8 protein-coding genes are annotated in these 16,161 nt (G+C 62.9%); all 8 read right to left on the reverse strand.

Translation table 11 applies throughout. The features are described 5' to 3' along the window. Positions 1-5: 5 nt before the first annotated feature. Positions 6-1,634 carry an alpha-D-glucose phosphate-specific phosphoglucomutase gene (locus tag V6765_RS07595; RefSeq protein WP_448427505.1) on the reverse strand — a complete coding sequence of 543 codons (1,629 nt, stop codon included), beginning with the start codon at positions 1,632-1,634 and terminating at the stop codon, positions 6-8. Further along, complete coding sequence (glgA, locus tag V6765_RS07600) at positions 1,631-3,082, reverse strand: glycogen synthase GlgA (RefSeq protein ID WP_448427506.1); 1,452 nt, start codon at positions 3,080-3,082, stop codon at positions 1,631-1,633. Before glgA ends, V6765_RS07595 begins: the two co-directional genes overlap by 4 nt. A gap of 3 nt (positions 3,083-3,085) precedes the next feature. Further along, positions 3,086-4,348 (reverse strand): glucose-1-phosphate adenylyltransferase, encoded by a 1,263-nt coding sequence (gene glgC, locus V6765_RS07605; protein ID WP_448427507.1) that lies wholly within the window; start codon positions 4,346-4,348, stop codon positions 3,086-3,088. Positions 4,349-4,367: 19 nt separating this feature from the next. Next, positions 4,368-6,581, reverse strand: a complete 2,214-nt coding sequence (gene glgB / locus V6765_RS07610) for a 1,4-alpha-glucan branching protein GlgB (protein WP_448427508.1) — start codon at positions 6,579-6,581, stop codon at positions 4,368-4,370. Next, positions 6,578-9,040 (reverse strand): glycogen/starch/alpha-glucan phosphorylase, encoded by a 2,463-nt coding sequence (locus V6765_RS07615; protein ID WP_448427509.1) that lies wholly within the window; start codon positions 9,038-9,040, stop codon positions 6,578-6,580. Before V6765_RS07615 ends, glgB begins: the two co-directional genes overlap by 4 nt. Positions 9,041-9,323: 283 nt before the next feature. Next, entirely contained in the window at positions 9,324-10,214 is an 891-nt protein-coding gene (locus tag V6765_RS07620) for a transglutaminase family protein (RefSeq protein WP_448427510.1), read from the reverse strand. A gap of 6 nt (positions 10,215-10,220) precedes the next feature. Continuing rightward, positions 10,221-12,656: a circularly permuted type 2 ATP-grasp protein gene (locus V6765_RS07625; RefSeq protein ID WP_448427511.1), complete on the reverse strand. Its 2,436-nt coding sequence runs from the start codon at positions 12,654-12,656 to the stop codon at positions 10,221-10,223. A 160-nt stretch (positions 12,657-12,816) separates the two neighbouring features. Then, entirely contained in the window at positions 12,817-16,146 is a 3,330-nt protein-coding gene (locus tag V6765_RS07630) for a transglutaminase family protein (RefSeq protein ID WP_448427512.1), read from the reverse strand. Positions 16,147-16,161: the final 15 nt, after the last annotated feature.

A 16,161-nucleotide genomic window follows, 5' to 3' on the forward strand; every position in this document is an offset into this window, starting at 1 on the left:
CGCGCTCAGGTAATCACGGTCGGGGCGGTGCGGCCCGTGCGCTTGGCGATCTCGGCGACATGCTCGGCATAGGCGATCAGATCGGCAAGCGTTTCCTGGGTGTCCTGTTCATGCCGGGCCGGGTCGGGCTCGTAATGTTCCAGATAGACCCTGAGCGTGGCGCCGGAAGTGCCGGTGCCGGAGAGGCGGAAGACCACGCGCGAGCCGTTTTCGAACAGGATGCGGACGCCCTGGTGCCGGCTGACGGAGCCATCAACCGGGTCGTGATAGGCAAAGTCGTCGGCCTCGGCCACGGTGAGGTCGCGGAATGTGGTGCCGGCAAGCGTATCGAGCCGGGCGCGAAGCGTATCCATCAGCCCGTTTGCGGCCTCGGTTTCGATGCCCTCGTAGTCGTGGCGGGAATAATAGTTGCGGCCATATTCGGCCCAGTGCTTCTTGACCACATCGAGCGCGGATTTGCCGCGCACGGCCAGAATGTTGAGCCAGAGCAGCACCGCCCAGAGCCCGTCCTTCTCGCGCACATGATTGGAGCCGGTGCCGAAGCTCTCCTCGCCGCACAGTGTCGCCTTGCCGGCGTCGAGCAGATTGCCGAAGAATTTCCAGCCGGTCGGCGTCTCGTAGCAGCCGATGCCGAGTTTCTCCGCCACGCGGTCGGCGGCCTGGCTGGTCGGCATCGAGCGGGCGATGCCGGCAAGGCCACCCTTGTAGGCAGGGGCCAGATGCGCGTTGGCAGCGAGAATGGCGAGACTGTCTGAGGGGGTGATGAACACGCCGTGGCCGACCACCATGTTGCGGTCGCCATCGCCATCCGATGCCGCGCCGAAATCCGGGCCGCCATCGCCCATCACGGCGTCGTAAAGCGCCTTGGCGTGGACGAGGTTGGGATCGGGATGGTGGCCGCCGAAATCTTCCTTCGGCTCGAAATTCATCACCGAGCCTTCCGGCGCGCCGAGGCGGTTTTCGAGGATTTCCTTGGCATAGGGGCCGGTCACGGCGCTCATTGCATCAAACGAAATCCGGAAGCCCGCGGCGATGTGGGAGCGGATCGCGTCGAAATCGAAGAGCTGCTCCATCAGTTCGGCATAGTCGGCGACGGGATCGAAAACCTCGACCTCCATGTCATCGACCTTGGAGGTGCCGATCGCGTCGAGCGAAACGTCGGGGGCCTCGGAAATCCGGTAGCGGTCGATCAGCTTGGTGCGTTCATAGATCGCATCGGTGATCTTTTCAGGCGCGGGGCCGCCATTGGCGGTGTTGTACTTGATGCCGAAATCCTCGTTCGGCCCGCCGGGATTATGGCTCGCCGAAAGAATGATACCGCCGAAGGCTTGGTATTTGCGGATCATGTTGGAAGCCGCCGGCGTCGACAGGATGCCGCCCTGGCCGACCATCACCTTGCCGAAGCCGTTGGCGGCGGCCATCTTGATCGCGGTCTGGATCACTTCGCGGTTGAGGTAGCGTCCGTCGCCGCCGATCACCAGGGTCTTGCCCTTGAAGTCGCCGATGGAATCGAAGATCGCCTGAATGAAGTTCTCGGCGTAATGCGGCTGGGCAAAGACCGGCACCTTTTTCCGAAGGCCGGATGTGCCCGGCTTCTGGTCGGTGAAGGGTGTAGTCGGAATTGTCACGCTCATGGTTTCGACACCATCAAATCGAGTTGCTTGTAAAGTTCGGCGTAGAGACCGGCGCTGGCCTTCCACGACACGTCGCTCTTCATGCCCTGCTTTTGCATGGTGAGCCAGGTTTTCTTGTCGTTATAGAGGCCGATCGTGCGGCGGATGGCATGCGACAGCGACCATGGCTCGACCGGCGAGAACTGGACGCCGGTGGCGGCGTTGACCGCAAGGGCAGCCGGATTTGCGTCGATCACGGTATCGGCAAGGCCACCGGTGCGCGCAACAACGGGAATGCAGCCATAGCGCAGCGCATAGAGCTGGGTCAGGCCGCAGGGCTCGAACCGCGAAGGAACCAGAATGGCGTCGGCGCCGGCCTGCACCATATGCGACAGCTTCTCGTCATAGCCGATAATGGTGCCGACCCGGCCGGGGTAATAACGCGCGGCATTGCGGAAGGCTTCCTCAAGCCCCGGTTCGCCGGAGCCGAGCACGACGATCTTGCCGCCCATGGCGACAAGATCGCCGACGACGGCGGCGAGGATATCCATGCCCTTTTGCCATGTCAGGCGCGATACGACGGAGAAGATCGGGGAATCGTCGTTGTCGAGGCCGAAGGTCTCGCTCACGGCCTGCCTGTTGGCAAGCCGACCCTTGGGCTTGTGCGCGGAATAGCGGCTGACGATGGTGTCGTCGGTTGCCGGATCCCAGACGTCTGTGTCGATGCCATTGACGATGCCGTGGACCGTGTGGGCGCGGGCCGAGATCAGGCCTTCCAGTCCCATGCCATATTGCGGGGTCTGAATTTCGCGGGCATAGGTCGGGCTGACCGTGGTGACCGCCCAGGCGGTCTGCAGACCGCCCTTCAGGAAACTCACCTTGCCGTAATATTCAATGCCGTCGACGGCCAACGCGTGGTCGGGAAGGCCGAGCCAGGGGAAGATGCCCGTATCGAAATTGCCCTGGAAGGCGATGTTGTGAATGGTGAGGATCGAGGGTTTTTCCGGCGTCGGCGCGAACCGCATGTAAACCGGCGTCATGGCCGCCTGCCAGTCATGGGCATGCACCAGATCGGGCTCCCAGCCGGGAATGGCGCCGGCGGCAATGTCGGCCGCGGCCTTGGAAAGCGCGCCGAAGCGCCGCCAGTTGTCGGAATAGCCCTCGCCATGGGGCGCGTTGTAGGGATTGCCGAAACGGCTGAACAGGGCAGGGGCATCGAGGATGAGAAGGTCCAGGCCGTCATGGCGGGCTTCAAGCACGTTCGCCTGCTCGCCGAAGAGATCATAAAGCGTGATCACCTTTTCGGCCTTGTCGCCGACCGCCTTCATCACCGCCGGATAGCCCGGGATCAGTGTGCGGGTATGGATCCCATAGGAGGCCAGCGCAAGCGGCAGGGCGCCCGCAACATCGGCAAGCCCTCCCGTCTTGATCAGCGGGTAGATTTCCGAGGCGACGGAAAGAACCTTCATGTTTTATGTGTCCAGTTTATCAATCATTGACTGCGTGATGAGGCAGATGCCGCTTTCGGTGCGGCGGAAACGGCGGGCGTCGAGCTCGGAATCCTCGCCGACAACCAGCCCTTCCGGAATATGGACGCCATGGTCGATGATCACATTCTTCAGCTGGGCATAGCGGCCGACATGAACCCGAGGCAGAACGACCGCGCCTTCGAGGCGGGAATAGGAATTGGCGCGCACGCCGGTGAAAAGCAGGCTCTTGTAGAGCTGCGAACCGGAAATGATGCAGTCGCCGGACACCACGGAGGAGATTGCCGACCCGCGCCGGTTCTCGTCGTCATGCACGAATTTCGCCGGCGGCGTGACTTCGGAATAGGACCAGATCGGCCAGGACTTGTCGTAGATATCGAGTTCGGGCACCACGCCGGTCAGGTCGATATTGGCCTGCCAGTAGGCGTCGAGCGTTCCGACATCGCGCCAATAGGCCTGCTCCTCGTAGCTGGAGCGGATGCAGCTCTTGGAGAAGCGGTGCGCCAGCGCCTTGCCGTTCTTGACGATGTAGGGGACGATATCCTTGCCGAAATCGCGGCTGGAGGTCGGGTCGGCGGCATCGCGGTAGAGGCAATCGAACAGGAACTTGGTCTTGAAGACGTAGATGCCCATCGAGGCCAGCGCCATCTTCTCGTTGCCGGGAATGCCGGGCGGGTTGGCGGGCTTTTCGACGAAATCGACGATCCTGTCGTTCTCGTCGACATGCATCACGCCGAAGCCCTTGGCCTCCTCCACCGGCACTTCCAGGCAGCCAATCGTGATGTCGGCGCCCTCGTTGACGTGCTGGCGCAGCATCATCTCGTAGTCCATTTTGTAAATATGGTCGCCGGCCAGAATGATCATGTATTCCGGACCGTAGGAGTCGATGATGTCGATGTTCTGGTAGACCGCGTCGGCGGTGCCCTCATACCACTGCGTCTCGGAAACGCGCTGGGAGGCGGGGAGCACGTCGAAACTTTCGTTTCGCTCCGGGCGGAAGAAGTTCCAGCCCTGATGCAGGTGGCGGATCAGCGAGTGCGCCTTGTACTGGGTCGCGACCCCGATGCGGCGGATGCCGGAATTCAGCGCATTTGACAGCGCGAAATCGATGATCCGGGTCTTGCCGCCGAAATAGACGGCGGGCTTGGCGCGGGTATCCGTCAGCTCTTTCAGCCGGCTCCCTCGACCGCCGGCCAGAACATAGGCCATGGCGTCACGCGCCAGCGGCTGTCCCATGCGATTGTTCATCCTTCCCTCCCCAATCCAATCATTCTTCCGGTTCGAGCATAATGGTCGCAAGCGGCGGCAGCATCAGGCCGGCGGAAATGCCGCCATTGGCGTGGCTTTCGGCGCGCACGCGCCCGCCATTGCCCAGCCCGCTGCCGCCGTAGATTTCGGCGTCTGTATTCAAAATTTCCCGCCAGATGCCGGCCTTGGGCAACGGCACGTGATAGCCGTCGCGCGGCACGGGCGTCAGGTTGCTGACGACCACGATCGGCTTTTCGCCCGGCGCTTTGCGCTGCCAGGCGAAGACGGAGTTGTCGTGATCGTCGACGATCGTCCACTCGAACCCTTCGGGCTCGCAGTCGCGCGCGTGAAGCGCCGGTTTGGCGCGGTAGGTGAAGTTCAGATCGCGCACCAGCCGGCGCACGCCCTCATGGGTGTTGTAGTCGAGCAGGTTCCAGTCAAGCGCGCGCGCCTCGCTCCACTCGCTCCACTGCGCGAATTCCTGGCCCATGAACAGCAGTTTCTTGCCGGGATAGGCCCACATGAAGGCGTAATAGGCGCGGAGATTGGCAAATTTCTGCCAGTCGTCGCCGGACATTTTGGCGATCAGCGATCCCTTGCCGTGCACCACCTCGTCATGGGAGAGCGGCAGCACGAAGTTTTCGGTAAACGCGTAGGTCAGGCCGAAGGTGATTTCCTGGTGGTGGTGCTTGCGGTGCACGGGCTCGCGGCCGAAATAGGTCAGCGTGTCGTGCATGAAGCCCATATTCCACTTGAAGCCGAAGCCAAGGCCGCCTTCATGCACTGGCTGCGATACTTTCGGCCAGGTGGTCGATTCCTCGGCGATCGTCATCATCTCGGGATGCTGGCCGTAGACCGCCTTGTTGGTCTCCTGGATGAACCGCACCGCGCCGAGATTGGCGTTCCCGCCATATTCGTTGGGGATCCATTCGCCGTAATTGCGGGAGTAGTCGAGATAGAGCATCGAGGCCACCGCATCGACGCGCAGACCGTCGACGTGGAATTTCTCGCCCCAGTAAAGCGCGTTGTTGAGCAGATAGGAAGCGACCTCGGTGCGATCGAAATTGTAGATCGCTGTGTTCCAGTCCGGATGAAATCCCTTGCGCGGGTCGGCATGTTCGTAAAGCGCGGTGCCGTCAAAATTGCGCAGACCGTGCTCATCGGTCGGAAAATGCGCCGGCACCCAGTCGAGCAGCACGCCGATGCCGACCTTGTGGCAGCCATTGACGAAGCGTGCGAAGCCCTCCGGTTCGCCGAAGCGGGCGGTCGGCGCGTAGAGACCTGTGGTTTGATAACCCCAGGAGGGATCAAAAGGATATTCGGAAACCGGCAGGAATTCGATATGGGTGAAGCCCATGTCGGCGCAATAGGGGATCAGCCGGTCGGCGAGTTCGTCCCACGACAGAAACGACCCGTCGTCGCGCCGCTGCCATGAACCCGGATGCACCTCGTAGATCGAGATCGGCTCGCGGCGCTTGTCGCTTGAGGTCCAGTGTTCGCGATGCTCCTCGTCGTCCCATTCCTGGTCGAGTTCGGCCGCTGTCAGCGATGCCGTCTGCGGGCGCAATTCGCTGCGGCGGGCAAACGGGTCGGCCTTCAGCGGCAGGAGAGTGCCGTTGGAGCCGATGATTTCGTATTTATACGGCGTTCCGGGTTCGACTTCGGGCGCGAAGATTTCCCACACGCCGGAATCGGAACGGAACCGCATCATATGCCGCCGGCCGTCCCAGTTGTTGAAGCTGCCGACCACGGAGACGCGGCGCGCATTCGGCGCCCACACGGCGAAATGAAAGCCCTTCACCCCCTGATGGGTCATGGGATGGGCGCCGAGCTTGTCGAACAGGCGGAGATGGGAGCCTTCGCGGACGAAATAATCATCCATCGGCCCCAGAACCGGCCAGAAACTGTAGGGATCGGTCACCGTCCACGTCACGTCGCCGCGCCTTGCGCGATAACGGATCGGGACGAAGCTTGTGAGCGCCAGTTTTCCCGAGAAGAAGCCGGACGGGTCGACCTGCGTCAACACACCGAGAGGCTCGCCCTCAAGGTCGAAGGCCTCGACGCTCTCCGCCCCCGGCAGGAAACACCGGGCGACGAGATGACCGTTGATTTTCTGAATGCCAAGCACGGAAAACGCGTTCCCATGCGTGGCGTTCAAAATGGCTTCGATATCTCCTCTTGGCGGGGCGAAATCCCCGCCTTTATCCGGATCGACTGACTCCGGTTGTCTCATAAGGCACCCCAAATGTCGCGAGCATACTCCCTGATGGTTCTGTCGGAGGAGAACCACCCCATTCGCGCAGTATTCCTTATTGCTTTAACGTTCCATGACGTCCGATCGTTCCATATCGCGTCGACTTCGCGCTGGGCGGCGGCGTAGGCGTCGAAATCGGCGGCGACCATGAACCAGTCATGATCGTAGATGCCGCCGATGAGTTCGGCATAGCGGCCGGGATCGTCGTGAGAGAACACGCCGGACGAGATCGCCGAGAGCGCCTGCGACAGCTCCTTGGAGCCTTCGATCAGCTCGCGCGGATTATAGCCGTCGGCGCGGGTCGCCTCGACCTCCTCGGCGGTCATGCCGAAGATCACCATGTTCTCCGCGCCGATCCAGTCGCGCATTTCGACGTTTGCGCCGTCCAGCGTCCCGATCGTCAGCGCGCCGTTGATCGCGAACTTCATGTTGCCGGTGCCCGACGCTTCCATGCCGGCCGTGGAGATCTGCTCGGAAAGGTCGGCGGCCGGGATCATCACCTCGGCGGTGGAGACGTTGTAGTTCGGGATGAACACGATCTTCAGCAGTCCGCGCACCGCTGGATCATTGTTGATCACGCGGGCGACGTCATTGGCGAGCTTGATGATCAGCTTGGCGTTGTGATAGCTCGGCGCCGCCTTGCCGGCGAACAACTTCACGCGCGGCACCCAGTCCATTTCCGGATGCGAGCGGATCTGGTCATAGAGCGCCACCGCCTCGATGATGTTGAGAAGCTGGCGCTTGTATTCATGGATGCGCTTGATCTGGATATCGAACATCGCCGACGGGTCTATGCGGGTGCCGAGCCGTTCGCCGATCAGGTTCGAAAGCCGAACCTTGTTCTCGCGCTTCACCGCGTCGAATTTCTCCTGAAAGGCGGCATCCTCGGCGAAGGCGTCGAGCGCCTTCAGCTTTTCGGCATCGTCGAGGAACTCGTCGCCGATGGAATCGCGGATCAGGCGGGTGAGCTTCGGGTTGCATTCCTTGAGCCAGCGCCGGGGCGTAATCCCGTTGGTCTTGTTGTTGATGCGGTCGGGATGGAGACGGTGCAAGTTGTAGAACACCGTCTCCTTCATCAGTTCGGTATGCAGCGCTGAAACGCCGTTGATCGAATGCGAGCCGAGAAAGGCTATGTTGCCCATGCGCACGCGGCGCTCGCCGCCTTCGTCGATCAGCGAAATCTGGCGGATCGCATCGTCGCTGGCGCCCTTCTGCTTGCGGGCGTCGATCAGAACCTTGGCATTGATCTGGTAGATCAGCTGCATATGGCGCGGGAACAGCCGCTCGAACAGCGGCACCGGCCAGCTTTCCAGCGCTTCGGGCAACAGCGTGTGGTTGGTGTAGGCAAAGGTCTTGACGGTGATGTCCCAGGCATCGTCGAACGCCATGCCGTGAATGTCGATCAGAAGCCGCATCATCTCGATCACGGCAATTGCTGGATGCGTGTCGTTGAGATGGATCGCGACCTTGTCGGGAAGGTTGGTGAACGCGCCGAACTGCTGCTTGTGTCGGCGCAGAATGTCCTGCAGCGATGCGGAGGAGAAGAAATACTCCTGCCGCAGCCTGAGCTCCTGTCCCGCCGGGTTGGCGTCGGCGGGGTAGAGAACGCGGGTGAGCGTCTCCGCCTTGGTGCTTTCCTGCAGCGCGCCGATATGGTCGCCGGCATTGAACTTGTCGAGCAGGATCGGGTCGATCGCATCCGCCGACCAGAGCCGGAGCGTGTTGACGCGCTTGGCGCGCCAGCCCACGACCGGTGTGTCGTAGGCCTCGGCCATCATCCGTTCGGCCGGCTTCCAGACATAGCGCGGCTCCTTGCCGCCTTCCTCGATGATATCGACCTTGCCGCCGAAATTGATCTCGTAGGTGCTTTCGCGGCGGTGGAATTCCCAGGGGTTGCCGTGGGCGAGCCAGGTTTCCGGCAGTTCCACCTGCCAGCCATCGGCGATTTCCTGGCGGAACAGGCCGTTGACGTAGCGGATGCCGTAGCCATAGGCCGGCACGTCGACGGTCGCCATGGATTCCATGAAACAGGCCGCAAGCCGCCCGAGGCCGCCATTGCCGAGTGCTGCGTCCGGCTCAAGCCCGGCGATCTCCACCAGATCGACGTCGAGCTTGGCAAGCGCCTGGTTGACAGCGTCGATCATCTCCAGATTGGATATTGCATCGCGCAAAAGCCGGCCGATCAGGAATTCCAGCGACAGGTAATAGACCCGCTTGGAGCCGGCGGCATAGGTCTGCCTTGTGGATTCCATCCATTCGTCGGTGATCCGGTCGCGGATCGCGAGGATGACGGCGCGCAGCCAGTCATGCGGCTTGGCGACGATCGTGTCCTTGCCGACCTGATAGATCAGCTTTTCCAGGATGCTGGCGGCCAGTTCGTCAGCATCGTGAGAGCGGGGCGTGGGCAGCGGGAGATCGGGGTTGGTCACTTTGTTCATCTTTTTTTCCGTCAATAAAAAGCTGGAAAATTGGGAGCTTCGACCGTTTTAAATTTGTTCCCGCCAGCTCGAAGGGAGCGGTTGGGTGTATTCTTTCGTGCAATTTATGCACTGATATGACGCACTTGCAACAAAGCGATAGCAGCGGACGGGTTTTTCTTTTCAGACCTGAAAGACGCCGCCCTTCAGCTTGTCCCGCAAAGCGGCAGGAAAATGGCTGGGGCGCATTTCGCCCTCAGGCGGATTGGCTCGATCTGCGTGTTCCGGGTGCGGCCTCAGCGGTTCAGCGCACCGTCTCGGGCACCGGCACGACGTCGACGGCCTGGGTGGCCTTGTGCTCGCCATAGGTCTTCATGACGCCGAGAACCGGCACGACGTCGGCATAATCGCGGCCATAGGCGACCACGATATGATCCGATCCCGCCTCGATATTGTTGGTCGGATCGAGCTCGATCCAGCCGAGCGCGCCGCCGCACCAGACCCGGACCCATGCATGCATCGCGTCCGCGCCTTCGAGCCGCGGCTTGCCGGGCGGGGGAATGGTGCGGAGATAGCCGCTGACATAGCCTGCGGGAATGCCGATCGCTCTCAGCGCCGAAATCATCACATGCGAGAAATCCTGGCAGACGCCGCGTCTGAGGCGGAAGGCTTCGGCCGGCGTGCTGTCGACGGTCGTCGCTTCGCCGTCATAGACAAAATCGTCATGTATGCGCGCGCAGATCGCCTTGGCGATCTGGTGAACGCTCATGCCCGCCGCAGCGCTCTCCCGGCCGTATGCGCCGATCGCGCGGTCGTGGGGAATGCGCGGGCTGGCGCTCAGGAAATGATGCGGCGAATCCCGGCCGAGATCGAGAATGCGGGCATATTCTTCCCGCAGACGCGGCAGTTCGGGCGAAAAGGCCAGCGTGGTGCGCGGCGCGTCGACATTGACGCGCGCCTTCATCGTCACCTCGAAGCTCTGATGCGGCGGGTCGATCAGCGTGGCAATCGCCGGATGGCCGAAGAAATCGGTGAAGCCGCGCTGTTCGCTCGGATGCGGATCGAACTTCACGTGACCGGCGATCAGGCGCTGGCGCTGGGTTGCCGCCAGCGGCAGCACGCGGGTGATATGGCGCGCCAGCGAGGCGGGCGTATCGTAGTGATATTCCATCTTCAGCGAGAGATCGTAGAGCATCATCCCTCACAGATAGCTTTGCGCGAGACAGTCGGACAACGCCTCGAAATCGCGCTCCAGCGTTGCGTAATAGTCGACAGAGATCGAGTTGGCGGTCATCACGGCGAGGCCGGACTGGACGCGCATGGTCTCGCGGTGGAGCGGAGACATCTGGGTCATGTGGTCCTGGCTCGGCAGCTTCTCCACTTCGGCCAGCATCTGGTTGAGCTGGAACAGCACGGAGCGCGGGTTCTGCGGGTCGAGCGCCAGGAGATCGGTGATCGTCAGTCGGTCGGTGTTGACGTTGTAGTGACGCCGGTGGGTCATGACGTTGTCGCCGATCTCCAGCAGGATATCGAAGGCGCCGTCGGGCGCGTCCTCGCCGGAAAGCTCGCCGAGCAGGCGCGTCATGTGCAGGCCGCGTTCGAGATAGCGGCCGATCGACAGGAACCGCCAGCCGGTGGAGCGGTACATGTTTTCGTGAACGAGACCGGCAAAGCCCGCAAGCTTGCGGAGCAGTATCGTGATCGCGTGGGCTGCGTCGTCGCCCGGCCCGACCCGGTCGACGAAGCGGCCGGCGGTCTTGGAAAGGTCGTTCAGCGCCAGCCAGCCATCCGGCGAAAACCGGTCGCGGATATTGCCGGCGGAATAGACCGCGCTGTCGATATCGCGCATCAGGCTCTTGGGGAGCGCGGCTTCTGTCAGATCGATGCCCGCATGGTCGAGATAGGCTTCCACACGCGTCAGCAGCGCCTGACCGCGGTCGTCGACCTCGGCGAACCGGCCATGCCAGGCCCTGAGAATGCGCAGATTGCCTTCGGCGCGCTCGATGTAGCGACCGAGCCAGAACAGATTGTCGGCGGCGCGGCTCGGCAGGTTCGCGGGATGGTTGCGCGGCACCCGGCTTTCGCGGGTCAGAAGCGTCGGGGTCGCGACCGGCGTCTTGCTCACCACCCACACGTCTGCGGCTCGCCCGCCGGCCTGCATGGCGATCGCGGCGACATCGTCGGAGGAGCCGATGCGGGCAAAGCCGCCCGGCATCAGCTTCCAGCCATCATTGGTGCGGGCGGCGAAGACGCGCAGCGAGAACGGGTGCGGTTCCAGCTTGCCGTTGATGAAGGCGGGCGCTGTCGAAAGCTTCACCGCTTCCTGGCCGACAAGCCATGGCCCGCGCTTTTCCAGCCAGCGCGGCACTGCGCCGGGCCGGCGCTCGCCTAGCCGCCTGCCGGAAAACGACAGGCCGGAATCGTCAAAGAAAGGCTGGCGGGAATAGGCGGGGCCGATCAGCATCTGGTCAAGATTGGCGGCGACATGGGCGCGCTCGTTTTCCTGACCGCACCACCATGTCGCGATTGACGGGATCTTCAGATCCTCGTTCAGAAGCCGCCGCGACAGGGCCGGCAGGAAGGCGAGTAGGGCGCGGGTTTCGACGATGCCAGAGCCCAGCGCATTGACCATTGTAAGGTTGCCGGCGCGGATAGCGCTGACCATGCCGGGTGTGCCGATGCGCGACTGCTGGTTCAGCTCCAGCGGATCGGTGAAATCGGCATCGAGACGCCGCCAGAGCACGCTGACGGGCATCGGCCCGGCGACGGTGCGCACCATCAGCCGGTCGTTGACGACGATCAGGTCCTCGCCCTCCAGCAGCGAGATGCCGAGATAGCGGGCGATATAGGCGTGTTCGTAATAGGTCTCGTTGGCGGGGCCGGGGGTGAGCACGCCGAAACGGCCTTCGCCGCCATAGCTTCCCGACTGCAGCGCATCGCGAAACGCGCCGAAGAACGAGGCGACGCGGCGCACATGCATGTCGCCGTAAATGCCGGAAAAGGCGCGCGATGCCGCGACCCGGTTTTCGAGCGCAAAGCCCGCGCCGGAGGGGGCTTGAGCCCGGTCGGACAGCACCCACCATTTGCCTTCGGGGCCGCGGCCGACCTCGAAGGAAATGAAATGCAGGAAGTGGCCGCCGGCGGGCGTGACGCCGACGAGCGGGCGTAGAAACTCGCTGTTGGAGGCAACGAGCGCCGGCGGGATGAAGCCTTCCGCCACCAGCCGATTGTCGCCGTAAAAATCGGCCATCATCGCTTCGAGAAGGTCGGCGCGCTGCTTCAGCCCCTCTGCGAGCTCCTGCCATTCATCGTCGTCGATGATGACCGGGATGTGGGAAAACGGCCATGCGCGGGCGTCATCCTGGCCGTCATAGGCGCGGTAGAACACGCCGGCATCGCGCAGATAGCGGTCGGCGCGCGAGAACCGCTCGGCAAGCTCGTCCGTGGTCATGCCGGACAGCGCGTTGACGAAGGGCTGCCAGACCGGGCGCACCTTTCCCTCGGCGTCGACCATCTCGTCGGGGATGCCGGGGAGGGGGGCATAATTGCCGGCGTTCCAGGCGATCGCGGGCTCCGCCTCGCTATCCTGTTCGACCCTGTGCCGTTCAGCGGAATTCTCCGCTTTCGCCTCTGCCATCTGGCGCGTCCCTGCCGCCCGCGATTAAAAAAGCCGCTTCCCGCTACCGGGAATATTCAGCCGCGTTGATACTATCGAAGCGGCGGGAGTGCTCAGACTTCCGCCGTTTTGCCGGACCGCCGCCCGGTCCAGTGGCGCATCGCAGGCGAGGCGCGGTCCGTCACAATCCGGCCGGCCGTCTGAGATCGAGCGTCAGCGGAAATTCCGGCGACGGCGCCTCGTTGAAAACGGCGTAGCCGCCAGCCGTGTGGCCCGAGGGTTCGAACCGGGCCAGACGCCGCGCTTCCGCCTCGTTTCCGTTGACCGGGAACGTCTCATAATTCCGCCCGCCGGGATGCGCAACATGATATATGCACCCGCCTACAGATCTTGCGGACCATGTGTCGTAAATGTCAAATGTCAGAGGCGTGTTGACCGGCAGTACTGGGTGCAGGCCGGAGGCCGGCTGCCACGCCTTGAACCGTACGCCGGCCACCGAAACGCCTGACTTTTCCGTGGGTTTCAGCGGCACCTTGCGACCGTTGCAGGTGACGATATAGCGCTCCGGCGCGTTGCTTTCGAGCAGAACCTGAAGCCGCTCGACCGATGAGTCGACATAGCGGACCGTGCCGCCGGCGGCACCCTGTTCGCCCATCACGTTCCACTGTTCCAGCGCCTGTCTCAGTTCCAGCCGGTTGCCCTCATATTCGACCTCGCCGAAGAAGGGGAAGCGGAACTGAAGCTGCGCCTCGAACCATTCCGGGCGCAGTTCCAGGCCGTTTTCCTTCAGGTCCTGCAGCACGTCCATGAAATCCTGCCAGATGTAATGCGGCAGCATGAAGCGGTCGGAAAGGGCGGTGCCCCAGCGGACGAACTTGCCCTCGACCGGGTTCTTCCAGAACCGCGCGAGCAAAGCGCGCACGAGCAATTGTTGCGCAAGGTTCATGCGCGCATTTGGCGGCATTTCGAAGCCGCGGAATTCGACAAGGCCAAGCCGCCCTGTCGGGCCGTCCGGCGAAAACAGCTTGTCGATGCATATCTCGGCGCGATGGGTATTGCCGGTAACGTCGATCAGCAGGTTGCGGAACAACCGGTCCACCAGCCATGGCAGGGGCGGCATGACGCCGGCCTGCGGATGGGGGATTTGCGCCAACGCGATTTCGAGTTCGTAGAGCGAGTCATGGCGGGCCTCGTCGATGCGCGGGGCCTGCGAGGTCGGGCCGATGAACAGGCTCGAGAACATGTACGAGAGCGAGGGATGTCGCTGCCACTGCAGCACCACGCTCTTCAGAAGGTCCGGGCGGCGCAGGAACGGGCTGTCGCCGGGATTGGCGCCGCCGACCACAACATGGTTGCCGCCGCCGGTGCCGGTGTGGCGACCATCGATCATGAACTTGTCGGCGCCAAGCCGCGTCATCCGCGCTTCCTCGTAGATCGCGGTCGTGGTCTCGACGCATTCCTTCCAGTTCGCGGCCGGATGGATGTTGACCTCGATGACGCCCGGATCGGGCGCGACGCGGATGACGTTGATGCGCTCGTCATGCGGTGGCGGATAGCCCTCGATATGGATCGGCAGGCCAAGCTTCTCTGCGGCGCGCTCGGCGGAGGCGATGAGATCGAGATATTCTTCGAGCGATGTGGTCGGCGGCATGAACACGCACAGCCGGCCATCGCGCGGCTCGACGGACAGCGCGGTGCGCACATAGCCGCCGATCGATGGGCCGGCTCCGGTGCGCGCCGGCTGCGGATTGTCCTCGAACGGCGTGAAGCTCGCCTGCGGCAGCGGCCGGCCCTCGTCGAGGCGGTAATCGGGCAGCGGCTCGCGCCGGACGGAGGGATCGAGCGGGTTGGTGAAGGGATATTGCGACTGCGGTATCCAGGCCAGCGCATCGAGCGGCAGCCGGAAGCCGACAGGGCTGTCGCCGGGGATCAGGAAGATGCGGCCGCGACGCGTGGTCCATTTTTCTGAAACCCAGCGCAACCCCGAAGCGCGGCCCTGCCAGGCCTGCACCGGCAGCACATAGCCGGTCGGGCGCGTCAGGCCGCGCTCGAACACCTTGGTGATGCGGGCGCGGTCTTCCGGGTTCTTGAGTTTGGAATTGGACGGATCGACATTTTCCGGCAGGTTGCCTTCCCGGATCAGCCATTCCGCCGGGTCCTCGAAGGCCGGTTCAACCGTCTCCGGATTAATGTCGAGTTCGCCGGCAATCGCCTGCAGCAGGCGTCCGGCGTCGTTCTCATCGACCTCGGTGTCGCGTTTTTCATCGGCGATAAGGCTCTGGTTGTTCCAGATCGGGATACCGTCCTTGCGCCAGTAGAGCGAGAAGGTCCAGCGCGGCAGGCTTTCGCCGGGATACCATTTGCCCTGGCCGTAATGCAGGAAACCGCCGGGGGCGAAGCGCTCGCGCAGGCGGCGGATCAGTTCGTCGGCGAGCCCGCGCTTGGTGGGGCCGACGGCGCCGGTGTTCCACTCGTCGGATTCGAAATCGTCGATCGACACGAAGGTCGGCTCGCCGCCCATGGTCAGCCGCATATCGGTCTCTTCGAGAAGCCTGTCGACCTTTTCGCCGAGCGCGTTCAGCGCCTCCCAGCTTTCATCCGAGAATGGCTTGGTGATGCGCGGATGCTCGGCTACCCGCGAGATCGTCATGTCAAAGTCGAACGAGGTTTCGGCCTCGCCGTAATAGCCGCCGGTGATCGGCGCGGCATTGCGGAAATGCGGCGTGGCGGCGAGCGGAATATGGCTTTCGCCGGTCAGAAGCCCCGAGGTCGCGTCAAGGCCGATCCAGCCGGCGCCCGGCAGGAATACCTCCGCCCAGGCATGGAGATCAGTGAAATCGTGATCCGTGCCCGACGGGCCGTCGATTGCCTTCAGGTCGGGCTCGAGCTGGATCAGGTAGCCGGAGACGAAACGGGCGGCGAGGCCCATATTGCGCAGGATCTGCACCAGCAGCCAGGCCGAGTCGCGGCACGAGCCGGATTTGCGCTCCAGCGTTTCCTCGGTCGTCTGCACGCCGGGCTCCATGCGGATGATGTAGTCGACATCGTGCTGGAGGTTGGCGTTGATGCCGACGATCATGTCGACCGTGCCCTGGCCGGGCGTCAGGTCGAGCTTTTCCATGTAAGCCTTCAGTCGCGGCCCCATCGGTTCCGGGGTGCGGTAGATCGACAGGTCCTCGCGGATCGCCTCGTCATAGGCGAACGGGTATTTGGTCGCCTGTTCCTCGACGAAGAAATCGAACGGATTGTAGACCGACATGTCGGCAACGAGATCGACCTCGATCTTGAATTCGGTCACCGGCTCCGGGAACACGAAACGCGCCTGATAATTGCCGTAGGGGTCCTGCTGCAGATTGACGAAGTGATTGTCCGGCGTGACCTTCAGCGAATGGCTGATCACCTTGGTCTTGGAATGCGAGGCAGGCTTCAGCCGGATGATCTGCGGGCCGAGATTGACCGGCTTGTCATATTTGTAATGGGTGAGATGGTAGATCGCTGCTTTGATTGACATCTGCGTCCTTGCCTG

The organism is Martelella sp. FOR1707 (assembly GCF_053484265.1).

What these genes read in the sequence shown, in the direction of transcription:
- V6765_RS07615 (WP_448427509.1), bottom strand. Translation starts at nt 9,040, where the DNA reads ATGAACAAAGTGACCAACCCCGATCTCCCGCTGCCCACGCCCCGCTCT.
- glgA (WP_448427506.1), bottom strand. Translation starts at nt 3,082, where the DNA reads ATGAAGGTTCTTTCCGTCGCCTCGGAAATCTACCCGCTGATCAAGACG.
- V6765_RS07595 (WP_448427505.1), bottom strand. Translation starts at nt 1,634, where the DNA reads ATGAGCGTGACAATTCCGACTACACCCTTCACCGACCAGAAGCCGGGC.
- V6765_RS07620 (WP_448427510.1), bottom strand. Translation starts at nt 10,214, where the DNA reads ATGCTCTACGATCTCTCGCTGAAGATGGAATATCACTACGATACGCCC.
- V6765_RS07630 (WP_448427512.1), bottom strand. Translation starts at nt 16,146, where the DNA reads ATGTCAATCAAAGCAGCGATCTACCATCTCACCCATTACAAATATGAC.
- V6765_RS07625 (WP_448427511.1), bottom strand. Translation starts at nt 12,656, where the DNA reads ATGGCAGAGGCGAAAGCGGAGAATTCCGCTGAACGGCACAGGGTCGAA.
- glgC (WP_448427507.1), bottom strand. Translation starts at nt 4,348, where the DNA reads ATGAACAATCGCATGGGACAGCCGCTGGCGCGTGACGCCATGGCCTAT.
- glgB (WP_448427508.1), bottom strand. Translation starts at nt 6,581, where the DNA reads ATGAGACAACCGGAGTCAGTCGATCCGGATAAAGGCGGGGATTTCGCC.